Source organism: Pseudomonas sp. 32_A (assembly GCF_017490905.1).
GTDB lineage: Bacteria > Pseudomonadota > Gammaproteobacteria > Pseudomonadales > Pseudomonadaceae > Aquipseudomonas > Aquipseudomonas inefficax.
The window spans coordinates 56,378-76,362 of the sequence record NZ_JAFGYI010000002.1; the positions used below are offsets into that span (position 1 = coordinate 56,378).

Sequence of the window (19,985 nt, forward strand, 5' to 3'; positions counted from 1 at the left end):
GGGAGCGGGTTTACCCGCGAATGCGTCGGTACAGCCACTGACGTCTTCGCGGGTAAACCCGCTCCCACACGGTCCGCGATACGCATCAGAGAATCGGCGAAATCAGCCGCGCAATCCGCATCCCCAGTTGCTGCAGCCGATGAGTATCGCGGCTGTCCTCCGCAGTAATTTCCCGTGCCTGTTCAAAGTCATTGAGCAGCATGTTCTGGACCTGGTCAGCGAAGCCACGGTCGACCGTCAGCAGGGTGATTTCGAAGTTCAGGCGGAACGAGCGGTTGTCCAGGTTGGCACTACCGATCGCGCTGACATCGTCATCCACCAGCACCACCTTCTGATGCAGGAAGCCCGGTTGGTAGCGGAACATGCGTACCCCCGCACGTACCGCTTCGAAGGCGAAGAGGCTGGAGGCGGCATAGACGATGCGATGGTCTGGGCGCGACGGAATCAGCACTCGCACATCGACCCCACGCAGCACCGCCAAACGCAAAGCGGCGAACACCGCCTCGTCGGGGATGAAATACGGGCTGGTGATCCATACGCGCCGGTTGGCTGAATGGATCGCCTCAAGGAAGAACAATGAGCAGGTTTCCTGTGGGTCTGCCGGGCCGCTGGCCAAGGCTTGGCACAGCACGCCGTTGTCCGGGTAGGTGTCCGGCAGAATCAGCGGTGGTAGCTGGCGCGTGGCCCAATACCAGTCTTCGGCGAACGACTCCTGCAGGCAGGCCAGCACCGGCCCGCTGATCTGCACATGGGTGTCGCGCCAGGGTGAGAGCTGCGGGTGGTCACCGAGGTATTCATCGCCCACGTTGTGCCCGCCGATGAAACCGAGCAGGCCGTCCACCACCACGATCTTGCGGTGGTTGCGGAAGTTCACCTGGAAGCGGTTGAACCAGCCACGACGCGTTGCGAAGGCATGAACCTGTACACCACCGTCGCGCAGCAGCTGGCTGTAGCTGGCCGGCAAGGCATGGCTGCCGACGCGGTCATAAAGCACGAACACCTTCACTCCTTCGGCGGCCTTGCGCAGAAGCAGTTGCTGCAGTGCTTTGCCAAGGCGGTCGTCATGGATGATGAAGAACTGTACCAGCACCACGTCGCGGGCATTCTCAATAGCGGCGAAGATGGCATCGAATGTCGCCTTGCCATCGATCAGCAGCTTCACCTCGTTATTGGCAAGGCAGGGCATGCGCCCGAGCTTGGGCATGGCGCGCAACGCCGCATAGCTTTCCGACTCGCGGGCGGTGAGGGCTTCTTCTACCCAGGGCCGCCAGTTGAGGTTGGCCATGGCCACATGCATTTCCTGGTTGGCCTGGCGTCGGGCCTTGATGTAGGCATAGAACGAGCGTGCGCCGAAGACCAGGTAAGGGATCAAGGTGAGGTAGGGGATGAAGAACAACGGCATGGCCCAGGCGATTGCGCCCTGGGCAGTACGCACGGTGAACAGCGCGTGCAGTGCAGCGACGATACCCAGCAGGTGAATCAGGCCGAGTAGGTAACCGAAGAAGTAGGGGCTGTGGTAGTCCATATGCATCCTGCTGGCCGAGTACACTTGAGTAACAGAACACGTTCCCGGTCCGCGTTGCAACCTGAAGGTGGATTCGGCGTCTAAGGCTCAGCCCGGCCCGCTTGGCCGGTTTTTTCCAGGAGCGTTCGTCCATGAATATTCGTCTGCCACTGTTGGCGTTGGCCCTAGGTGTGAGCAGCCCGCTGGTGCATGCTCAGATGCTACAGCCGGGTTTGTGGGAGCTGACCACCAGCAACATGCAGGTCGATGGCAAGCCGTTACCCGACATGGAGTTCATGCTCGGCCAGTTGAAGAACCTGCCGCCGGAGCAGCGCGCGATGATGGAGGGTGTGCTGGCCAAGCAGGGGGTGACTGTTGGCGGTAAGGGGGTGCGCTCGTGCCTGACGCCAGAACAGGTCGCCACCAACGATATCCCGCTGCAGGACCCGAAGTCAGGATGTACCCAGAAGATCACCGACCGCACCGGTAATGTGTGGAAGTTTCAGTTCAGCTGCCCTAAAGCGCAGGGCAGTGGCCAGGCGACTTTCCTCAGTGACCGGGAATTCACCACCCAGGTCAATGGAACGTTCAACGCCTCGGGTGTACAGCAGCAAGGCAGCATGAACACCCGTGCCGTGTGGTTGGGCAATGACTGCGGTTCGGTCAAGCCGCGCAGCTGACATCCCATTGCCACTGGCTGGTAGCGACAGCGTCGTGGGCATGCAGGCTTTCTGCATGTTCCACGCGCAGCTTGAAGGCCGTGCTCCATTCTATTTGCCGTAGCGCCTTGTGCAGGCGTCGAGCGGCGTCTTCGCAGAACATGAGGTTCTGGCCGTTGGCCAAGGCAAAGGCTTGTTCGTCTGCGCGCTTTACCGCGGTCTGCACCGCTGTCCCCAGGCTAGCTTCTATGCGGTCGATCAGCTCGGTGATTGGCAGAACCTGCTGCTTGCTGTGCAGCCTTACCTGGATTTGGGCGCTACTGCGTTGGCTATGGGGCGTCGCTACGATGCCTTCGGCGCTGCCAAGCCACTGCAGCACTGCAGACGTGTCGACCTGCTCCTCTCTGAAATCTGCCTGGAACTGCTGCTGAATCAGCTGACGTGCAAGTGCAGCCGAGCAGGGGCAGGTCGAGGAATAAGGAACTGAAACGGATAGTTCCACGTGGAACATTTCATTTTCAATCCTTGCATCGACTGCCACGGCATAGCTTTTCCAGCCCTCCAACGGGCTGATCAAAGCAGGCCTTTTAAGCAGATGCTCAAAGCGCAGACGCAGATAGGCTGCGGAAGAAAGGCCTTCATGGCTGCTGAGGAAGTCAGCCAGCAGTTGCCGGATAGTGAGAGGCGTCAGGGGCTGATGCTCCAACGACTCCAGGGCAAGATAAAGCCGCGACATATGGATACCGCGTGAACAGCCATCTACCAGGCTAACGCCAGCATCGACAGTAGCAGCTGCCGTGCGCCCTTCGAACCGCACAGGTTGGGCTATCCCGCACATACCCACCCAGTCCAAAGGTAAGGCGTATTCCTGGGTTTGAGCGGCAATGTCGGGGAGTTTGAGCTGGGTCATCTGGCATTCCATACAAAAAGGGAGATCAGCAGCCACTGCCGATCAAGCTGCAATGCAGGGGAGGATGCACAAGGGCCATTTTCTTCCCGTTAGCTCCTCGTCTGTCACGAACGTCTTGGCGAAATTGTATTGTTACTTTATAACATTGTGCAATGCATCGTTTCGAATGCGCTCGCCTGAAGAGGTTTCGCCATGCCCAACCGTCTCCCTGTCACCGTGCTGTCCGGCTTCCTTGGCGCCGGCAAGAGCACCTTGCTCAACCATGTGCTGCGTAACCGCGAAAACCTGCGGGTTGCGGTTATCGTCAATGACATGAGCGAAATCAACATCGATGCCAGCGAGGTGCAGCGCAACGTCAGCCTCAACCGTGCCGAAGAGAAGCTGGTGGAGATGAGCAATGGCTGCATCTGCTGCACGCTGCGTGAAGACCTGCTTGAGGAAGTGGCGCGTCTGGCCGAGGAAGGGCGTTTCGATTATTTGCTGATCGAGTCCACGGGAATCTCAGAGCCACTGCCTGTGGCCGAGACCTTCACCTTCCGTGACGAACAGGGCCGCAGCCTGTCCGACATGGCACGCCTGGACACCATGGTCACCGTGGTCGATGGCCTGAACTTCCTGCGGGATTACCAGGCAGCAGACAGCCTGGCCAGCCGTGGCGAAACCCTGGGTGAGGAAGACGAGCGCTCGATCAGTGACTTGCTGATCGAACAGGTCGAGTTCGCCGATGTGCTGTTGCTGAGCAAGATCGACCTGATCAGCCAACACGAGCGCGAAGAGCTAATTGCGATTCTGCGCAGCCTGAATGCCCGGGCGCAGATCGTGCCCATGGTCATGGGCCAGGTACCGCTGGAACGCATCCTCGACACCGGCCTGTTCGACTTCGACCAGGCTGCCCAGGCCCCTGGCTGGCTGCAGGAGTTGCGCGGCGAGCACGTGCCGGAAACCGAAGAGTACGGCATTGCCGCCACCACCTGGCAGGCCCGGCGCCCCCTTCATCCACAACGCTTTTTCGATTTTATCCACACGCCCTGGAGCAATGGGCGGCTGCTGCGTTCGAAGGGTTTTTTCTGGCTGGCCAGCAAGTACCAGGAGGCCGGGAGCTGGTCGCAGGCAGGCGGCATGATGCGCCATGGCCTGGCGGGCCGCTGGTGGCGCTTCGTGCCGCGCGAGCAGTGGCCACAGGATGTGGATAACACCGCCGCGATCTTGAAGAACTGGGTTGCCGAGAGTGGTGACTGCCGCCAGGAACTGGTGTTCATAGGGCAGAATATCGACTTCGAAAAATTATCCACAGCACTCGAAGCATGCCTGTTGACCGAGCAGGAAATGGACTTGGGGCCTATGGGCTGGTTGCGCCTGCCGGATCCGTTCGGTCCATGGCATGAGGAGGCCGCAGCATGAACCCCGCACGCAAACCTGTGGATATTTTCCAGGTATTTGGTGAAACACCGCAGGTGCTGACCGAGGTGTTGCAGGATGGCGTGAACCTGGCGGTATGGCGCCGACGTTTGCCGGCGCAGCTTGAGGATTTTTCCGCACTGGTGGTCAACCTCGGCCAGCCCTTGGCAGACCAGCGCGTCATCGATGTGGACGAGCAGCACATGCCGGTATTGACCGAATTATTACGCGAAGCGGCGGACGTGCACGGCTACGAGGCATTCGTGGCGGATGTGACCTGGTTGGTGGCTGCCTATACCTGCCTGGTGGGTGCGCAGCGGGTCGGCTTGCGCCTGCGGGTACTGACAGGCCCCATGTGCCCGCGCTTCCATGTGGATAACGTTCCGCTGCGCCTGCTCACCACTTACGCTGGGCCAGGGAGCGAGTGGCTGAAAGAGGATGCGAGCCCGCGTGGTGACTTACACACAGCGGTACTGCCTGTGGATAACATCCAGCACCTGCAAGCTGGCGATGTGGCTGTGCTCAAAGGGGAGAAGTGGCAGGGCAACGAAGGCGCGGGGCTGGTGCATCGTTCGCCCTCGGGGCAGCAGGGGCGCCTGCTGCTCAGCCTTGACTGGCTGGCCTGACGGCGCATAGTGAGGCATCACCATCGCCCGAAGCCGCCCCATGCTGCAGAACATTCCTACTCACGTGATTGCCGGCCCGCTGGGGGCCGGCAAGACGACCCTGATCCGTCATCTGCTGGCCCAGCGCCCGGCCAATGAGCGCTGGGCTGTATTGATAAACGAATTTGGCCTGGTAGGTCTGGATGCTGCCTTGCTCAGCCGTGACGAAGACGGCATCGCCATCGGCGAGGTCGCAGGTGGATGCCTTTGCTGCGTCAATGGCATGCCGTTTCAGGTGGGCTTGGGCCAACTGCTGCGCAAATCCCGCCCTGACCGGCTGTTCATCGAGCCGTCCGGGCTGGGTCATCCGTTGCAGTTGCTGGCTCAGTTGCAAAAAGCCCCATGGGCTGGAGTGCTGACAATACAACCATTGCTGATGGTTGTGGATGCGCAGTCGATGGTTCGGTGCGAGCAGCTTCCAGAGGCTCAACAGCAGGCCCTCGAGGCTGCTGAAAGCGTCGTATTGAACAAGTCAGAGGCTGTGGATGAAAAACACAAGCTGTTGATAAAAAACAAATTAATTGGGAAAAGACTGTTCTGGACCGTTCAAGGTAAGCTGCCCTTGTCAGAGCTTCCGGCCGTACCCAATGGCATTGTTGACAGCCCGTTTGTGGATAACAGTATTGTCGACAATCCTGGAAATCCAACGGCGACGCTATGGACGGACCCTGGCCAGCCGATCTGTCTTGCCCAGCAGGGAGAAGGGGGTTGGAGCATTGGCTGGCGCTGGCACCCTGGCCAGCAGTTTTATCCACAGCGGCTGCAGGCGTTCTTGCGGGCTTGGCCGTGGCGACGCGCCAAGGGGGTTATCCACAGCGTGGAGGGCTGGCAATCATTCAATGGCCTGAATGGGGACATGCCCGCCTGGCAGCCCAGCGACTGGCGCAGGGATACGCGCATCGAGCTGATTTTCGACCAGCCGCAATCGCAATCCGCGCTGCAGGCCGGGTTGAGCGAATGTCGTATCAGTTGATCAGTTGCGCCAGCGGTTGTGCTCCTGGCGCCACTGCTGCATTTCGATGACATTGTCGGCGCGCGGTGGGGTCTTGATCTCGAACGGGTAGGGCGCAAGTTCGATTTGCACACTGTGGGCGCCGAACTGCGTCACGGTACCGGGGTGGCGCTGTTCGCCCGTGACGGTGAACTCGAAGGCATAGACGCGCGCCAGGCGCTTGCGGCCGTTGGCGTCACGGACAAAGGCGATGCGCTTGAGTGCGACCGCATCGTCGAGCAGTTCGAGGTCGAGCTTGGTGCAATGCTGTTTGACCCGTTCCAGGGCTTTCTCGCGCAACCCGTGGTTGTGCCACAACCAGGCGCCTGCCGTGGCGACCAGCATCAGGACGAAGAGGTTTTCCAGGGTCAACATTTGCATATGCTCCAAACAGGTCGATCCAGCTTAACTGCGTCCCTGGCCTGTCGTACAGGTGGCAATCGAGTTCATACTGCCTTGCGCACAATCACTGAAACAGCTTTGGAAACCTCCCGCATGAAACGTACCCCGCACTTGCTCGCCATCCAGTCCCATGTGGTGTTCGGCCACGCCGGCAACAGTGCCGCGGTATTTCCCATGCAGCGTATCGGGGTCAATGTGTGGCCGCTCAATACCGTGCAGTTCTCCAATCACACACAGTATGGCCAGTGGGCAGGTGAAGTGCTTGCTCCTGCGCAAATTCCTGCGTTGGTGGAAGGCATTTCCAACATCGGCGAGCTGGGCCATTGCGATGCGGTGTTGTCCGGTTACCTGGGGAGTGCCGAACAAGGCCGGGCGATTCTGGCCGGCGTCGAGCGGATCAAGGCAGTGAACCCAAAGGCTTTGTACCTGTGCGACCCAGTCATGGGGCACCCTGAGAAGGGTTGCATCGTGCCTGCGGAAGTCAGTGAATTCCTGCTCGACGAGGCGGCCGCCAGGGCTGACATCCTGTGCCCCAACCAGCTGGAGCTGGACAGCTTCTGTGGCCGCCGGGCGCAGTCGTTGGAGGACTGCGTGAACATGGCGCGCAGCCTGTTGCAGCGAGGGCCGCAGGTGGTGCTGGTCAAGCACCTGGCCTACCCCGGGCGCGCCGAGGACCAGTTCGAGATGCTGCTGGTGACCGCCGAGCACAGCTGGCACCTGCGTCGCCCGCTATTGGCGTTTCCGCGGCAGCCGGTGGGGGTGGGGGACCTGACCTCAGGCCTGTTCCTGGCTCGCGTCCTGCTCGGCGACAGCTGGGTCCAGGCGTTCGAATTCACCGCTGCGGCCGTACACGAAGTGCTGCTGGAAACTCAGGTATGCGCCAGCTATGAACTGCAGTTGGTGCGGGCCCAGGACCGCATCGCGCACCCAAGGGTGCGCTTCGAGGCACAGCTTCTGGCGCTTTAAATCGAGTCGGTTTTCAGGTCCTGGTAACGCTTTTCCAGCTCCTGGCGGATCTGTCGGCGTTGCTGGCCCTGAAGGAAGCGGCGCTTTTCTTCACTGCTCTGCGGCTGGCGTGGCGGCACCGGCACCGGGCGACGGTTGTCGTCGACCGCGACCATGGTGAAGAAGCAGCTGTTGGAATGACGTACCGAGCGCTCGCGGATGTTTTCGGTCACCACCTTGATGCCCACCTCCATCGAGGTGTTGCCGGTGTAGTTGACCGACGCCAGGAAGGTAACAAGTTCCCCCACGTGCACCGGCTCGCGGAAGATCACCTGATCGACCGACAGGGTGACTACATAGCTGCCGGCATAGCGGCTGGCACACGCATAGGCCACTTCGTCGAGGTACTTGAGCAGGGTGCCGCCATGTACGTTGCCAGAAAAGTTGGCCATGTCCGGGGTCATCAGGACGGTCATGCTCAGCTGGGCGTTTCCAGGTTCCATAGTGTGCTCACGGTGAGGTTGCGCTGAATCGGGCGAACGGGGGGCATTATCTGCAGACACTTGTATTCCCCTCTTTTGAATTTGCCTTCCTGGTACGGGACGTTGGCTGACGCTCCATCGTCACGCCGATCATGCCATCAGCGGCGCTTTTCCAGCCGATCTGTTTCTGCATATTGCACCGCCTATTTGCGGCGGGGTGCGATGTTAACCTGACTACACCCATGCAACATGGGCTTTTCATGCATTCAAAACAGTATGTACTTGCTGCTCGCTCAGGGTTGCCTTGGCAGAGGAGCGGTCTGCCCAGGCATCCAGCAACGGACGAGAAAAGGAGTATCACGCCATGCATGCCATCAGCTTTATCCAGGACCTGGCAGTCATCATGCTGGTCGCCGGCGTGGTCACCGTTCTCTTTCACCGTCTCAAGCAACCTGTGGTGCTGGGCTACATCGTCGCCGGCTTCATCATCGGCCCGCACACCCCACCGTTCGGCCTGATCCACGACGAAGACACCATCAAGATCCTCGCCGAGCTGGGGGTGATCTTCCTGATGTTCTGCCTGGGGCTCGAATTCAGCCTGCGCAAGCTGTTCAAGGTAGGCGCCACGGCGTTCATCGCGGCGTTCCTGGAAATCGTGCTGATGATCTGGATCGGCTTCGAGATCGGCCGCTGGTTCGGCTGGAACACCATGGATTCGCTGTTCCTCGGCGCCATCCTGGCGATTTCTTCGACCACCATCATCGTCAAGGCGCTCAACGACCTGAAGATGAAGAACGAGCGCTTCGCCCAGCTGATCTTTGGCGTACTGATAGTCGAGGACATCCTTGGCATCGGCATCATCGCCCTGCTGTCGGGCATCGCCGTCAGCGGCACGGTCAGCTCGGGCGAGGTGTTCTCCACTGTCGGCAAGCTGTCGCTGTTCATGATCGTCGCGTTGGTCATCGGCATCCTGCTGGTGCCACGCCTGCTGGCCTACGTGGCAAAATTCGAAAGCAACGAGATGTTGCTGATTACCGTATTGGGCCTGTGCTTCGGCTTTTGCCTGCTGGTGGTCAAGCTGGAGTACAGCATGGTGCTCGGTGCCTTCCTGATTGGCGCGATCATGGCCGAATCGCGCCAGTTGCTTAAGATCGAGAGCCTGATCGAACCGGTGCGTGACCTGTTCAGCGCCATTTTCTTCGTCGCCATCGGGCTGATGATCGACCCCCAGGTGCTGATCGACTACGCCTGGCCGATCGTGGTCATTACCCTGGCAGTGGTGTTGGGCAAGATGCTGTCGTGCGGCATGGGCGCGTTCATTGCGGGCAATGACGGGCGTACATCGCTGCGAGTGGGCATGGGGCTTTCGCAGATCGGCGAGTTTTCCTTCATCATCGCCGCGCTGGGCATGACCCTGCAGGTGACCAGCGACTTCCTCTACCCGGTGGCTGTGGCGGTGTCTGCAATCACCACGCTGCTGACACCCTACCTGATCCGTGCCGCCGACCCGCTGTCGCTCAAGCTGGGCAAGGTGGTACCCAGCCGCCTGGCGCGGGTGCTGTCGTTGTATGGCGAATGGTTGCGCAGCATCCAGCCGCAGGGCGAGAGCGCCATGCTCGCGGCGATGATCCGGCGCATCCTGTTGCAGGTTGGGGTGAACCTGGCGCTGGTAATCGCCATCTTCTTCAGTGGTGGCTATTTCGCAGGGCGGATCGGCAACTGGCTCAGCGAGTGGGTCAGCGATGCCAGCCAACAGAAAGCGCTGATATGGGGCGCAGCGTTGTTGCTGTCGTTGCCATTCCTGATTGCTGCCTATCGCAAGCTCAAGGCACTGTCGATGCTACTGGCAGAGATGGGCGTCAAGCCGGAAATGGCCGGGCGGCATACCCAGCGCGTGCGTCGTGTGATTGCCGAGGTGATCCCGCTGTTGTCGCTGCTGGTTATTTTCCTGCTGCTATCGGCGCTGTCGGCGAGCATTCTGCCGACCAGCGAGTTGCTGCTGGTGATTGCCGTGGTGGCTGCGGTAGTGGTGGCCTTGCTGTGGCGCTGGTTTATCCGCGTGCATACGCGCATGCAGATTGCCTTGCTGGAGACGCTGGAGAACAGCCGCGAGAATACGCACTGACTGTGGGAGCGGGCATGCCCGCGAACACCGGCGCGGCTGGGGCCAATCACCGTGCTGGCTTCTTCGCGGGCGCGCCCGCTCCCACAGGTACTGCATGGGTGCTGACCTTTGTGCAGTACAGCATCAAAACAGAGGTTGGAATCAGCTCTCCAGCCAGACATCCCGCGCCCAGTGCCACACCGATTCCCAGCTGTCTTCGCCGACACTTTCCTCTTCGGCATCCCACAGCACCACGGTGCCATCCTCTTCGACGCAGTAGTAGTTGTCGCCGTCCTGACACAATGGAATCAGGTCACGTGGCACGCCGGCATCCCAGGCGTTGGCGGCGACTTCCGGCAGGTAGGTATGCGACTGTGGGTCGGTAACGGTCACCGGCTCCAGTGAACCATACACCACGTCACTGACGGTCAGCAGGAACTCTTTGAACACGAACGGAATGTTGATGAACAGCTCTTCTTCGATCTCGACCAGCTGGTCCTCGTCGGGAAGCTCAAGGGGCACCGGCACTGGCTCGTTGGCTTCACGGAGTTGTTCGATCACTTCTTCCACGGTTCACTTCCTCTGACCTAGATGACAACGCTGCGCGTTATACCCTAGTAGGCCACTCTGGCAAAAGCAAAAACCCCGGGACAGGCCCGGGGTTTTTTGTGCAGCACGCAACGGTTAGCCGTTTTGACGGATACCGGCCACCAGCCAAGGCTGGTTTTCGCCTTGGGCGCGAACCATGTGCCAGCTTTCGCTGAACACTTCGCCCTGGTCGAAGCGCGAGTTCTTCGACATGCCACGGAAGGTCAGGGTGGCATCGGTGCGGTCGGCGCGGTCTTCGACACCGTCCAGCTGCACCTCGAGGTTGTCGATGTAGGTGGACTGGAAGCCATCACCCAGTTCGGCGCGCTCGCGCTTGAGGAACTCCAGCATCTGCGGGGTGACGAACTCGGCGATCTTGTCCATCTCGTTGGCGTCCCAGTGCTGCTGCAGCGCCTGGAAGTGGTTACGGGCAGCAGCCAGGAAGTTCTGCTCGTTGAACCAGGCCGGGGCGTTGATCACCGGGGCGGCTGCGGCGGCAGGTGCGGCCGAACCACCGAAGATCGACGGCTGGGCAGGCTGACCGTGAGCTTCACGCTGCATCGGCGCATGACCTGGCATGGCCATTTGCGGCTGCTGCTGGCGACGGCGCGCGGCGATGAAGCGGAACACCAGGAAGGCGATGAGCGCCACGATCAGGAAGTCCATGATCTGGAAGCCTTCGAAACCGTCACCCATGAACATGGAAGCCAGCAGGCCACCGGCAGCGAGGCCGGCCAGAGGGCCCAACCAGCGCGAAGCACCGCTGGCGGCCGGAGCGGCACGGCCAGGTGCGGTCGGCGCGGCGGCAGGCGTGGTTGGCGTGGCTTGGCGGGTCTGGTGGATAGGCGCGGAGCCCGAGCTCTTGCCGCCGCCAAAACGCTTGGCGTTGGCGTCCAGGCTCAGCGTCAGGCCGACGCAGAGCGCCAGAGCGATGCTAAGAAAACGTTGCATAAGTGGGATATCCCCTGTTGTGGATTGCACGCGCGTCATGGTGCACAGGTTCCCAGGCACATGACCAGCGACATAATGTTTCTAGCTTTTGCCTGAGTGTTACAAACCCGGCTGGACCGGACTTTTTGAATGCTGACCCAATACCTGTGGGAGCGGCCTTGTGTCGCGATAGGGCTGCGAAGCAGCCCTAAGATATCAGCGTCAAAGCCACAATCGTGGGGCCGCTTTGCGGCCCTTTCGCGACACAAGGCCGCTCCCACAAAGGCCGCTCCCACAAAGGCCGCTCCTACAAGGACCTGCGCAGGCTTTTAGATGGCCTCGAGCTTGGCATACCCCAGCATCAGCCACTTGCTGCCTTCGGCAAAATTCACCTGCACCCGTGCCTGGGCGCCGGAGCCTTCGAAGTTAAGGATCACACCCTCGCCAAACACCGCATGCTGCACACGCTGACCCAGGTTGAACGCGGTCTGCGGAATGCTGGCATTGGCGAACAGGTTGCTGTTCGTCGCCGTCTTGGCCCCGCCGAACGGGCGACTGACGCTGTTGGACAGGCGCACTTCCTGAACCAGGCCCGCCGGAATTTCGCGTACGAAACGTGACACCTTGTTGTAGGTCTCGCTCCCATACAGGCGACGTGTTTCAGCGTAGGTCATGACCAGTTGGCGCATGGCGCGGGTGATGCCCACATAAGCCAGGCGGCGCTCCTCTTCCAGGCGGCCAGGCTCTTCCAGGCTCATCTTGTGCGGGAACAGGCCTTCTTCCATGCCCACCAGGAACACATACGGGAACTCCAGGCCCTTGGCGCTGTGCAAGGTCATCAGCTGGACGCTGTCTTCATGCTCGTCGGCCTGGGCGTCGCCTGCCTCGAGCGAGGCGTGGCCGAGGAACGCCGAGAGTGGCGAGAGGTCGGCGTCTTCTTCGGTGGACTCGAAGTTGCGCGCTGCGCTGACCAGTTCCTCAAGGTTTTCTACCCGTGCCTGGCCCTTTTCACCCTTTTCTTCCTGGTGATAGATGATCAGCCCGGACTGCTCGATGGTGGTCTGGGTCATGGTATGCAGTGGCATGTCCACGACCTTGGCAGCCAACCCCTCGATCAGCTCGATGAACGCACCCAAGGCACTGGCGGCGCGGCCTTTCAGGGCTTTGGCAGCGAGCAGCTGGCACATGGCTTCCCACATCGACAGCTGGCTGTGGCGGGCATGCTCGCGGATGGCTTCGACGGTTTTTTCGCCAATGCCACGTGGCGGCACGTTGATCACCCGTTCCAGGGCAGCATCGTTGCCGCGGCCTTCGATCAGCCGCAGGTAAGCCATGGCGTTCTTGATTTCGGCGCGCTCGAAGAAGCGCTGGCCACCGTAGATGCGGTAGGGGATGCGTTCGCGCAGCAGGGCTTCTTCCAGCACCCGCGACTGGGCGTTGGAACGGTACAGGATGGCGATCTCGCTACGCGCGTTGCCCTGTTTGACCAGGCTTTCGATGGTTTCCACCACGTAGCGCGCTTCGTCGTGCTCGTTGTAGGCCGCATACAGGGTCAACGGTTCGCCTTCGCCCAGGTCGGTCCACAGTTCCTTGCCCAGGCGCCCGCTGTTGTTGGCGATCAGCGCGTTGGCCGCCTTGAGGATGCCGCCGGTGGAGCGGTAGTTCTGCTCCAGGCGGATCATTTCGGCGTCTGGGAAGTCGGCAGTGTACTGGTGAATGTTCTCGATCTTGGCACCGCGCCAGCCGTAGATCGACTGGTCGTCATCGCCCACTGCCATCAGGCTGGCGCCACCGCGTGCCAACAGGCGCAGCCAGGCGTACTGCACGGCGTTGGTATCCTGGAATTCGTCTACCAGCACATGCTGGAAACGCCGCTGATAGTGTTCCAGCAGGCCGGGATGGTCGCGCCACAGGTCAAGGGCGCGCAGCAGCAACTCGGAAAAGTCGATGACCCCGGCGCGCTCGCAGGCCTGTTCGTAGGCGGTATAGACGTCGCGCATGGTCGACAGGAACAGGTCGCCCCCGGCCTGGATATGTTGCGGTCGCAGGCCTTCGTCCTTCTGCCCGTTGATGAACCACTGGGCTTGGCGTGCCGGCCATTTCTGCTCGTCCAGGCCCAGCTCGCGCATCACCCGCTTGATCAGGCGCTGCTGGTCGTCGCTGTCGAGGATCTGGAAGTTCTGCACCAGTCGTGCTTCCTGCCAGTGCGCCCGCAGCAGGCGATGGGCCAGGCCGTGGAAGGTGCCGACCCACATGCCCGCCGGGTTGATGCCCAGCAGTTGCTCGATCCGCTGGCGCATTTCTGCCGCGGCCTTGTTGGTGAAGGTCACCGACAGGATCGAGTGCGGCGATGCCTGCTCCACCTGGATCAGCCAGGCAATGCGGTGCACCAGCACGCGGGTTTTACCGGAACCGGCGCCAGCAAGCACCAGTTGACGCCCGAGCGTGGCCGCTACGGCCTGGCGTTGGGCATCGTTGAGGGAATTCAGCAGGAGGGAGAGGTCGTCTGTGCGCATCGGGCCATTCTAGGGCGCAGCAGGAAATGGGGCAAACTTCTACTGTATGAATATTCACCTGCCGCATGCCCGTTCATCGAGCCGATGGCAGGTGCCAGGCCGCCGTTCAGGCGACCTGGCCGGCAGCGGCTCAGTCAATCGCTTCGATGGTGCGAATTTCGCAGCGCTGAGAACCGTCAGCATGGATGATCTCCACGGTTTTCCAGCCAGTGCCGCCTGCACGTTCGAAAACCACGGTTTTTTCCGTCAGGACCTGCGGGGTGATTGCGCCGCTATCCACCAGCTGAAGCTCCAGCACTTCCCAGCCACCCCTGTGGCGCAGCTTGGGTTCGACCAGCACCGGTTCGATGGCCGGGGTGGCGACCGTAACGGTGCCATGAACCCTGAACACCTGCTTGCCGTGGGCGATGTCATTGACTGCAACGAGGTTGGTAATAATAGCCATTGTCTGTTCCTGTCTCGTGTTGAAAGTAGCGCCAGTGCGCTGGGGCTACTTTCTGCTCTTTCATCTGACACGGGAGCAGGGCAGTGCTTCAGCTATGCCAGTGCCTGCCATGCCTGGCGAGCAAGCTGTTGGCTTGCTCCGGCCCGTTACTGCCTGCCGGGTACGGTCTTGGTGCCTGGAAGTGCTCTTCACAGCCCTTGATGATCGGGTCGATCCAGGCCCAGGCCGCTTCCACTTCGTCGCGGCGCATGAACAACGTCGAGTCGCCCTCAAGCACATCCAGCAACAGCCGCTCGTAGGCGTCCCAGCGGCGGGTCTGGCTGAACACCTGGGCCAGGTTCAGATCCAGGTCCACAGGTTCCAGGCGCATGCCCTTGCCCGGGCTCTTGGTCATCATGCGCAAGCTGATGCGTTCGTCCGGTTGCAGCTGGATCAGCAGCTGGTTGACTTGGCCACCATTGAAAAGCTCGTGGGGCACCGGCTTGAACTGGATGACGATCTGCGATGAGCGGCGTGCCATGCGCTTGCCGGTACGCAGGTAGAAGGGCACGCCCGCCCAGCGCCAGTTGTCGATGTGCGCCTCGATGGCGATGAAGGTTTCGGTGTCGCTGTCGTTGTCGACGTCCTTTTCGAAATAATAGGCCGGCACTTCCTGGCCGCCGATGTGCCCGGCGCCATACTGGCCGCGTACGGTCTTGTCCTGTACGTCCTGACCTGTGATGGGCTTGAGGGCGCGCAGGATCTTCACTTTCTCGTCACGCACCGCTTCGGCCTCGAACTGCGCGGGGGGCTCCATGGCCACCAGGCACAGCAGCTGTAGCAAGTGGTTCTGCAGCATGTCGCGGGTCGCCCCGGCGCGGTCGTAGTAGGCGCCGCGGTTCTCTACCCCCAGGGTCTCGCAAACGCTGATCTGCACGTGGTCGACCTGGCTGTTGCGCCACACTGGCTCCAGCAGGGCGTTGGCAAAACGCAGGGCCATCAGGTTCTGCACGGTTTCCTTGCCCAGGTAGTGGTCGATGCGAAATACCTGGTTTTCCTCAAGCACTGCGCCGATCGCTTCGTTGATGGCGGTAGCCGACTCCAGCGAGTGGCCGATCGGCTTTTCCAGAACGATGCGCGCTTCGGCGTCGGCCAGGCCGGCGTTGTGCAGGTGCTTGGCGATCGGCACGAACAGGTTGGGGGCGGTGGCCAGGTAGAAGATGCGCGTCAAGCCGCCGGGCTCGCCCAGGTAACGCGCCAGGCGGCCGAAATCGGCGCTTTGCGAAGCATCCATGGCGAAATAGTCGACGCGCGCGGAAAAACGCTGCCAGACCTCTTCGTCGAAGTCGTTGCGGGCGATCTGTGCCCGGCAATGGCGTTCGGCGAGCTTGAGATAGTCATTGCGTGGCAAGTTGCGTCGCGCCAGTGCGATGATCCGCACGGCAGGGTCAAGACGGGCCTCGCGAAACAGGTGGTAGAGCGCCGGAAGCAATTTGTGCAGGGCCAGATCGCCGGTGCCGCCGAAGACCAGAATGTCGCAAGGAATAGTCAAACCACCACTCTCCACGTTCGTTTAACTGGGCGGGTTGGCGTCCATGTAGTATAACTACAAGATAGCTACAACCCGGCCAGCCGATCATAACCGAGTCCAGCCTGTGAATCTGTTGCAACATATCGCCCAATCGCGCCACCTGCTGCGCAAATCGGAACTCAAAGTGGCCGACCACGTGCTACTCGACCCGGCTGCCGTCATGCACAGCTCCATGGCCGACTTGGCGCACAGCGTGGGTATCAGCGAACCGACCATCGTGCGTTTCTGCCGTGCGATCGGTTGTTCGGGCTTCCAGGACCTGAAGCTGAAGCTGGCGCAGAGCCTGGCTGCGGGGGCCAGTTTCGGCCAGTTCGCCATTCATGAAGACGACTCGGTCGCCGACTACAGCCTGAAGATCTTCGACACCACGCTGCACACCCTGATGGAAGTGCGCGAGCACCTCGACCCGCAGGCGCTGCAGCAGGCAGTGACCGCCATGGCCCAGGCGCAGCGTGTGGAATTCTATGGCTTTGGTGCCTCCGGTGCGGTAGCGGCCGATGCCCAGCACAAGTTCTTCCGCCTGCTGCTCAGCGCGGCAGCCTATTCCGACCCGCACATGCAGGCGATGTCGGCGGTGACCCTGAAGCCGGGTGATGTGGCGGTATGCATTTCCCAGTCGGGCCGTTCCAAGGACCTGTTGATTACCGCCAACCTGGTCCGTGAGAGCGGTGCCAACCTGATTACCCTGTGCCCCAGCCAGACACCGCTGGCGGAGCTTTCGACGGTAAACCTGGCAATCGACGTGCATGAAGACACCGAAATCTACACCCCGCTGACCTCGCGTATCGCCCACCTGGTGGTGATTGACGTGCTGGCCATGGGTGTGGCCATGGCGCGCGGGCCGAGCCTGGTCAACCACCTGAAGAGCGTGAAGCGCAGCTTGCGCAGCCTGCGCTTGTCGCCCAAGTCGATCAAGGCTACCGACGACTGATTGTCGTTGCCTGTGCCGGCCCTTTCGCGGGTAAACCCGCTCCCACAGGTACTGCACCGTCCTTGAGGCTGGTGAGCACCTGTGGGAGCGGGTTTACCCGCGAAGAGGTCGGCACAGGTGCTATAAATTTCACTGTTTTGTCACCATTCCACAGCCAAACCGTAAACCGCCAAAGCGAGTCTGAAGTTCCCGCATCTATCTGGGAGACAGGCAATGGCTCGTGACTTCGACGGTACGTACCAACCCAGCGCCAAGGCTCGCAAGCAGCAGGAAAAGGATCAGCGCCGCATGGAATACCGCCGCGCGATCGAGAGCTATTGCGACCAACGTCAACTGCTCCGCGAGCTAGTGGACTACCCGGAGCTGCAAGAGCTCACGGTCTGGCAGGCGTCGGCAGCAGCTTCCCCGAAAAACGCTCAACCAGCGCGCTGATCAACGCACGTTCGCTGCGAATGAACGCCAGGAAAGCCAAGGCCACCGGCGACTGCCGTTTGGCCTTGGACTGCACCACGCACCAGCTGCGGTACAGCGGCAGTTCTTCCACGGGCAGCTCCCTCAACACACCGGTGGCCAGCTCCAGGTTGACCGCATGGCGGGTCAGCATGGCAATGCCCAAGCCGGCGATCACGCACTCTCGCTGGGCGTCTGCCGAAGCCACCTCCAAGGTCTGCGTGAAATGCACGCGCTTGTCCTTGAAGTATTCCTCGCAAGCCTTGCGTGTGCCCGAACCTTGTTCGCGCACCAGCAGGGTATGAGGCTCAAGGTCCTGCAGGCGCAGTTGCTCCAGCTTGCAAAGCGGGTGCTCGGGCGGCGCCACCGCGATGATTGGGTTGTTGAGGAACGGCAGAAACTCCAGGCCCATGTCTTGCGGCACCATGGACATGATGATCAGGTCGTCGCGGTTGTCCGACAAGCGGCGGATGGCTTGGGCGCGATTGACCACGGTCAGGGTCAGGTTGACCTCCGGGTGACGCTGTTTGAAGGCAGCGAACAGGTGTGGCACGAAATACTTGGCGCTGGACTCGATCGCCAGCTTCAACTGCCCCTGCAATGAGCCCTGCATGTCCGACAGCTGCATGTCCAGGCTCTCCAGGCGCCCGAAGATATCGTGGCTGGCGCGTTGCAGGGCCTCGGCAGCTTCGGTCAGGTAGAGCTTCTTGCCCACGTACTCGAACAGCGGTTGGCCGATCAGCTCTTCGAGCTGGCGGATCTGTAGACTAACGGCGGGTTGCGTCAGGGCCATCTCTTCCGCCGCCCGGCTGTACGAACGTAAATCGCATACCTCGTTGAAGATCTGCAATTGACGCAACGTCATACGCATCAAGGACTTACGCATTTTTATCCGCCCTTCGGCAACACCTTGTTACCGCACTATAAGCTTTTGCTAATACAGCCCCTAACAAATATTGATTTTTGTTTATCAACCTACAGCGCTAGGGTGAATGTGCGACTGGCCAGCAACGTCTGGTCACGCGCCGACCGGGAGAACCGGCTCGACTGTTCCTACGGCTTTGGGAAGACTCCAGTGATAAAAAAAATCCTGATCGCCAACCGAGGTGAAATTGCAGTTCGGATCGTGCGCGCCTGCGCCGAGATGGGCATTCGCTCGGTGGCGATCTATTCCGACGCCGACCGCCACGCGTTGCATGTCAAGCGCGCCGACGAAGCCCACAGCATTGGTGCCGAGCCGCTGGCCGGTTACCTGAACCCGCGCAAGCTGGTGAACCTGGCTGTGGAAACCGGTTGTGATGCCCTGCACCCAGGTTATGGTTTCCTGTCGGAAAACGCTGAACTGGCAGAGATCTGCGCCGAGCGCGGGATCAAGTTCATCGGCCCGGCAGCCGAGGTCATTCGCCGCATGGGCGACAAGACCGAAGCGCGTCGCACCATGATCGCCGCCGGCGTACCGGTAACCCCGGGTACCGAAGGCAACGTTGCCGATATTCACGAAGCGCTGAGCGAAGGTGACCGCATCGGTTACCCGGTCATGCTCAAGGCCACCTCTGGTGGTGGCGGCCGTGGTATTCGCCGTTGCAACAGCCGTGAAGAACTGGAACAGAACTTCCCCCGCGTCATCTCCGAGGCTACCAAGGCCTTTGGTTCTGCGGAAGTGTTCCTGGAAAAGTGCATCGTCAATCCCAAGCACATCGAGGCGCAGATCCTCGGTGACAGCTTTGGCAACGTCGTGCACCTGTTCGAGCGCGATTGCTCGATCCAGCGCCGCAACCAGAAGCTCATCGAAATCGCCCCGAGCCCTCAGCTCACCCCCGAGCAGCGCGCCTACATCGGCGACCTGGCGGTGCGTGCGGCCAAGGCAGTGAACTACGAGAACGCCGGTACCGTGGAGTTCCTGCTCGCCGATGGCGAGGTGTACTTCATGGAAATGAACACCCGGGTACAGGTGGAACACACCATCACCGAGGAAATCACCGGTATAGACGTCGTCCGTGAGCAGATTCGCATTGCCTCGGGCCTGCCGCTGTCGGTCAAGCAGGAAGACATCCAGCACCGCGGTTACGCGCTGCAGTTCCGTATCAACGCCGAAGACCCGAAGAACAACTTCTTGCCGAGCTTCGGCAAGATCACCCGCTACTACGCCCCCGGCGGCCCGGGCGTGCGTACCGACACGGCGATCTACACCGGTTACACCATTCCGCCGTTCTACGACTCCATGTGCCTGAAACTGGTGGTGTGGGCGTTGACCTGGGAAGAAGCCATGGACCGCGGCCTGCGGGCCCTGGACGACATGCGCGTGCAAGGGGTGAAGACCACTGCCGCGTACTACCAGGAAATCCTGCGCAATCCGGAATTCCGTAGCGGCCAGTTCAACACCAGCTTCGTCGAAAGCCACCCGGAACTGACCAACTACTCGATCAAGCGCAAACCCGAAGAGCTGGCCCTGGCCATCGCCGCCGCCATCGCCGCCCACGCAGGCCTGTGAGGAA

Annotated in this window: 19 protein-coding genes; 9 read left to right on the top strand and 10 right to left on the bottom strand. The window is 61.0% G+C overall.

Going from position 1 to position 19,985, the window contains the following annotated elements; all coding sequences use genetic code 11:
• Nucleotides 1–85: 85 nt before the first annotated feature.
• The gene (gene cls, locus J5M58_RS01580) at nt 86–1,525 is read right to left on the bottom strand and encodes a cardiolipin synthase (protein WP_112249473.1); all 1,440 of its coding nucleotides are present in this window, start codon (nt 1,523–1,525) and stop codon (nt 86–88) included.
• A 131-nt stretch (nt 1,526–1,656) separates the two neighbouring features.
• Between cls and J5M58_RS01585 the strand changes: the two genes are divergently transcribed.
• On the top strand, nt 1,657–2,184 hold the full coding sequence (locus J5M58_RS01585; RefSeq protein WP_207876989.1) for a DUF3617 domain-containing protein: 528 nt from the start codon (nt 1,657–1,659) through the stop codon (nt 2,182–2,184).
• Here the strand turns inward: J5M58_RS01585 and folE2 are convergent.
• A complete protein-coding gene (gene folE2 / locus J5M58_RS01590) occupies nt 2,168–3,073 on the bottom strand; it encodes a GTP cyclohydrolase FolE2 (protein ID WP_112249471.1) in 906 nt (301 codons plus the stop codon). The genes J5M58_RS01585 and folE2 overlap by 17 nt on opposite strands.
• A 192-nt stretch (nt 3,074–3,265) precedes the next feature.
• On the opposite strand from folE2, the gene zigA reads away from it, so the two are divergent.
• The 3 genes from zigA to J5M58_RS01605 are packed head-to-tail and all read left to right on the top strand — an operon-like array spanning nt 3,266 to nt 6,109.
• Complete coding sequence (gene zigA, locus J5M58_RS01595; RefSeq protein ID WP_112249470.1) at nt 3,266–4,474, top strand: zinc metallochaperone GTPase ZigA; 1,209 nt, start codon at nt 3,266–3,268, stop codon at nt 4,472–4,474.
• The gene (locus J5M58_RS01600) at nt 4,471–5,097 is read left to right on the top strand and encodes a DUF1826 domain-containing protein (RefSeq protein ID WP_112249469.1); all 627 of its coding nucleotides are present in this window, start codon (nt 4,471–4,473) and stop codon (nt 5,095–5,097) included. Before zigA ends, J5M58_RS01600 begins: the two co-directional genes overlap by 4 nt.
• Nucleotides 5,098–5,137: 40 nt before the next feature.
• Nucleotides 5,138–6,109 carry a GTP-binding protein gene (locus tag J5M58_RS01605; RefSeq protein WP_207876991.1) on the top strand — a complete coding sequence of 324 codons (972 nt, stop codon included), beginning with the start codon at nt 5,138–5,140 and terminating at the stop codon, nt 6,107–6,109.
• On the opposite strand, the gene J5M58_RS01610 is transcribed toward J5M58_RS01605, so the two are convergent.
• A complete protein-coding gene (locus J5M58_RS01610; protein ID WP_112249467.1) occupies nt 6,110–6,502 on the bottom strand; it encodes a DUF3301 domain-containing protein in 393 nt (130 codons plus the stop codon).
• A 120-nt stretch (nt 6,503–6,622) separates the two neighbouring features.
• Here J5M58_RS01610 and pdxY point away from each other — a divergent pair, with 120 nt between their 5' ends.
• Nucleotides 6,623–7,495: a pyridoxal kinase PdxY gene (gene pdxY, locus J5M58_RS01615; RefSeq protein WP_112249466.1), complete on the top strand. Its 873-nt coding sequence runs from the start codon at nt 6,623–6,625 to the stop codon at nt 7,493–7,495.
• Here pdxY and J5M58_RS01620 read toward each other — a convergent pair.
• Nucleotides 7,492–7,977, bottom strand: coding sequence for an acyl-CoA thioesterase (locus J5M58_RS01620; RefSeq protein WP_112249465.1), 486 nt, complete (start codon nt 7,975–7,977; stop codon nt 7,492–7,494). The two genes, pdxY and J5M58_RS01620, sit on opposite strands and share 4 nt — an antisense overlap.
• A 343-nt stretch (nt 7,978–8,320) precedes the next feature.
• Between J5M58_RS01620 and J5M58_RS01625 the strand changes: the two genes are divergently transcribed.
• Nucleotides 8,321–10,081, top strand: coding sequence for a cation:proton antiporter (locus J5M58_RS01625; RefSeq protein WP_133969776.1), 1,761 nt, complete (start codon nt 8,321–8,323; stop codon nt 10,079–10,081).
• A 141-nt stretch (nt 10,082–10,222) separates the two neighbouring features.
• Here J5M58_RS01625 and J5M58_RS01630 read toward each other — a convergent pair whose 3' ends face one another.
• The 5 genes from J5M58_RS01630 to zwf all read right to left on the bottom strand — a co-directional run bounded on the left by J5M58_RS01630 (nt 10,223) and on the right by zwf (nt 16,070).
• Nucleotides 10,223–10,630: an SMI1/KNR4 family protein gene (locus J5M58_RS01630; RefSeq protein ID WP_112249463.1), complete on the bottom strand. Its 408-nt coding sequence runs from the start codon at nt 10,628–10,630 to the stop codon at nt 10,223–10,225.
• Between the two features lie 114 nt (nt 10,631–10,744).
• Complete coding sequence (locus J5M58_RS01635) at nt 10,745–11,599, bottom strand: Tim44 domain-containing protein (protein WP_112249462.1); 855 nt, start codon at nt 11,597–11,599, stop codon at nt 10,745–10,747.
• A 308-nt stretch (nt 11,600–11,907) separates the two neighbouring features.
• Complete coding sequence (uvrD, locus tag J5M58_RS01640) at nt 11,908–14,094, bottom strand: DNA helicase II (protein ID WP_112249461.1); 2,187 nt, start codon at nt 14,092–14,094, stop codon at nt 11,908–11,910.
• A 130-nt stretch (nt 14,095–14,224) separates the two neighbouring features.
• Nucleotides 14,225–14,539, bottom strand: a complete 315-nt coding sequence (locus J5M58_RS01645) for a hypothetical protein (protein WP_112249460.1) — start codon at nt 14,537–14,539, stop codon at nt 14,225–14,227.
• Nucleotides 14,540–14,627: 88 nt separating this feature from the next.
• A complete protein-coding gene (gene zwf / locus J5M58_RS01650; protein ID WP_112249459.1) occupies nt 14,628–16,070 on the bottom strand; it encodes a glucose-6-phosphate dehydrogenase in 1,443 nt (480 codons plus the stop codon).
• 103 nt (nt 16,071–16,173) lie between these two features.
• Here zwf and hexR point away from each other — a divergent pair, with 103 nt between their 5' ends.
• Together hexR and J5M58_RS27805 are read left to right on the top strand one after the other, a co-directional pair.
• Complete coding sequence (hexR, locus tag J5M58_RS01655) at nt 16,174–17,040, top strand: transcriptional regulator HexR (protein ID WP_011536461.1); 867 nt, start codon at nt 16,174–16,176, stop codon at nt 17,038–17,040.
• 213 nt (nt 17,041–17,253) lie between these two features.
• Nucleotides 17,254–17,472, top strand: a complete 219-nt coding sequence (locus J5M58_RS27805; protein ID WP_080563834.1) for a PA3496 family putative envelope integrity protein — start codon at nt 17,254–17,256, stop codon at nt 17,470–17,472.
• Here J5M58_RS27805 and J5M58_RS01660 read toward each other — a convergent pair.
• Entirely contained in the window at nt 17,414–18,376 is a 963-nt protein-coding gene (locus J5M58_RS01660) for a LysR family transcriptional regulator (RefSeq protein ID WP_286675447.1), read from the bottom strand. The genes J5M58_RS27805 and J5M58_RS01660 overlap by 59 nt on opposite strands.
• Nucleotides 18,377–18,565: 189 nt before the next feature.
• On the opposite strand from J5M58_RS01660, the gene J5M58_RS01665 reads away from it, so the two are divergent.
• The gene (locus tag J5M58_RS01665; RefSeq protein WP_112249456.1) at nt 18,566–19,981 is read left to right on the top strand and encodes an acetyl-CoA carboxylase biotin carboxylase subunit; all 1,416 of its coding nucleotides are present in this window, start codon (nt 18,566–18,568) and stop codon (nt 19,979–19,981) included.
• Nucleotides 19,982–19,985: the final 4 nt, after the last annotated feature.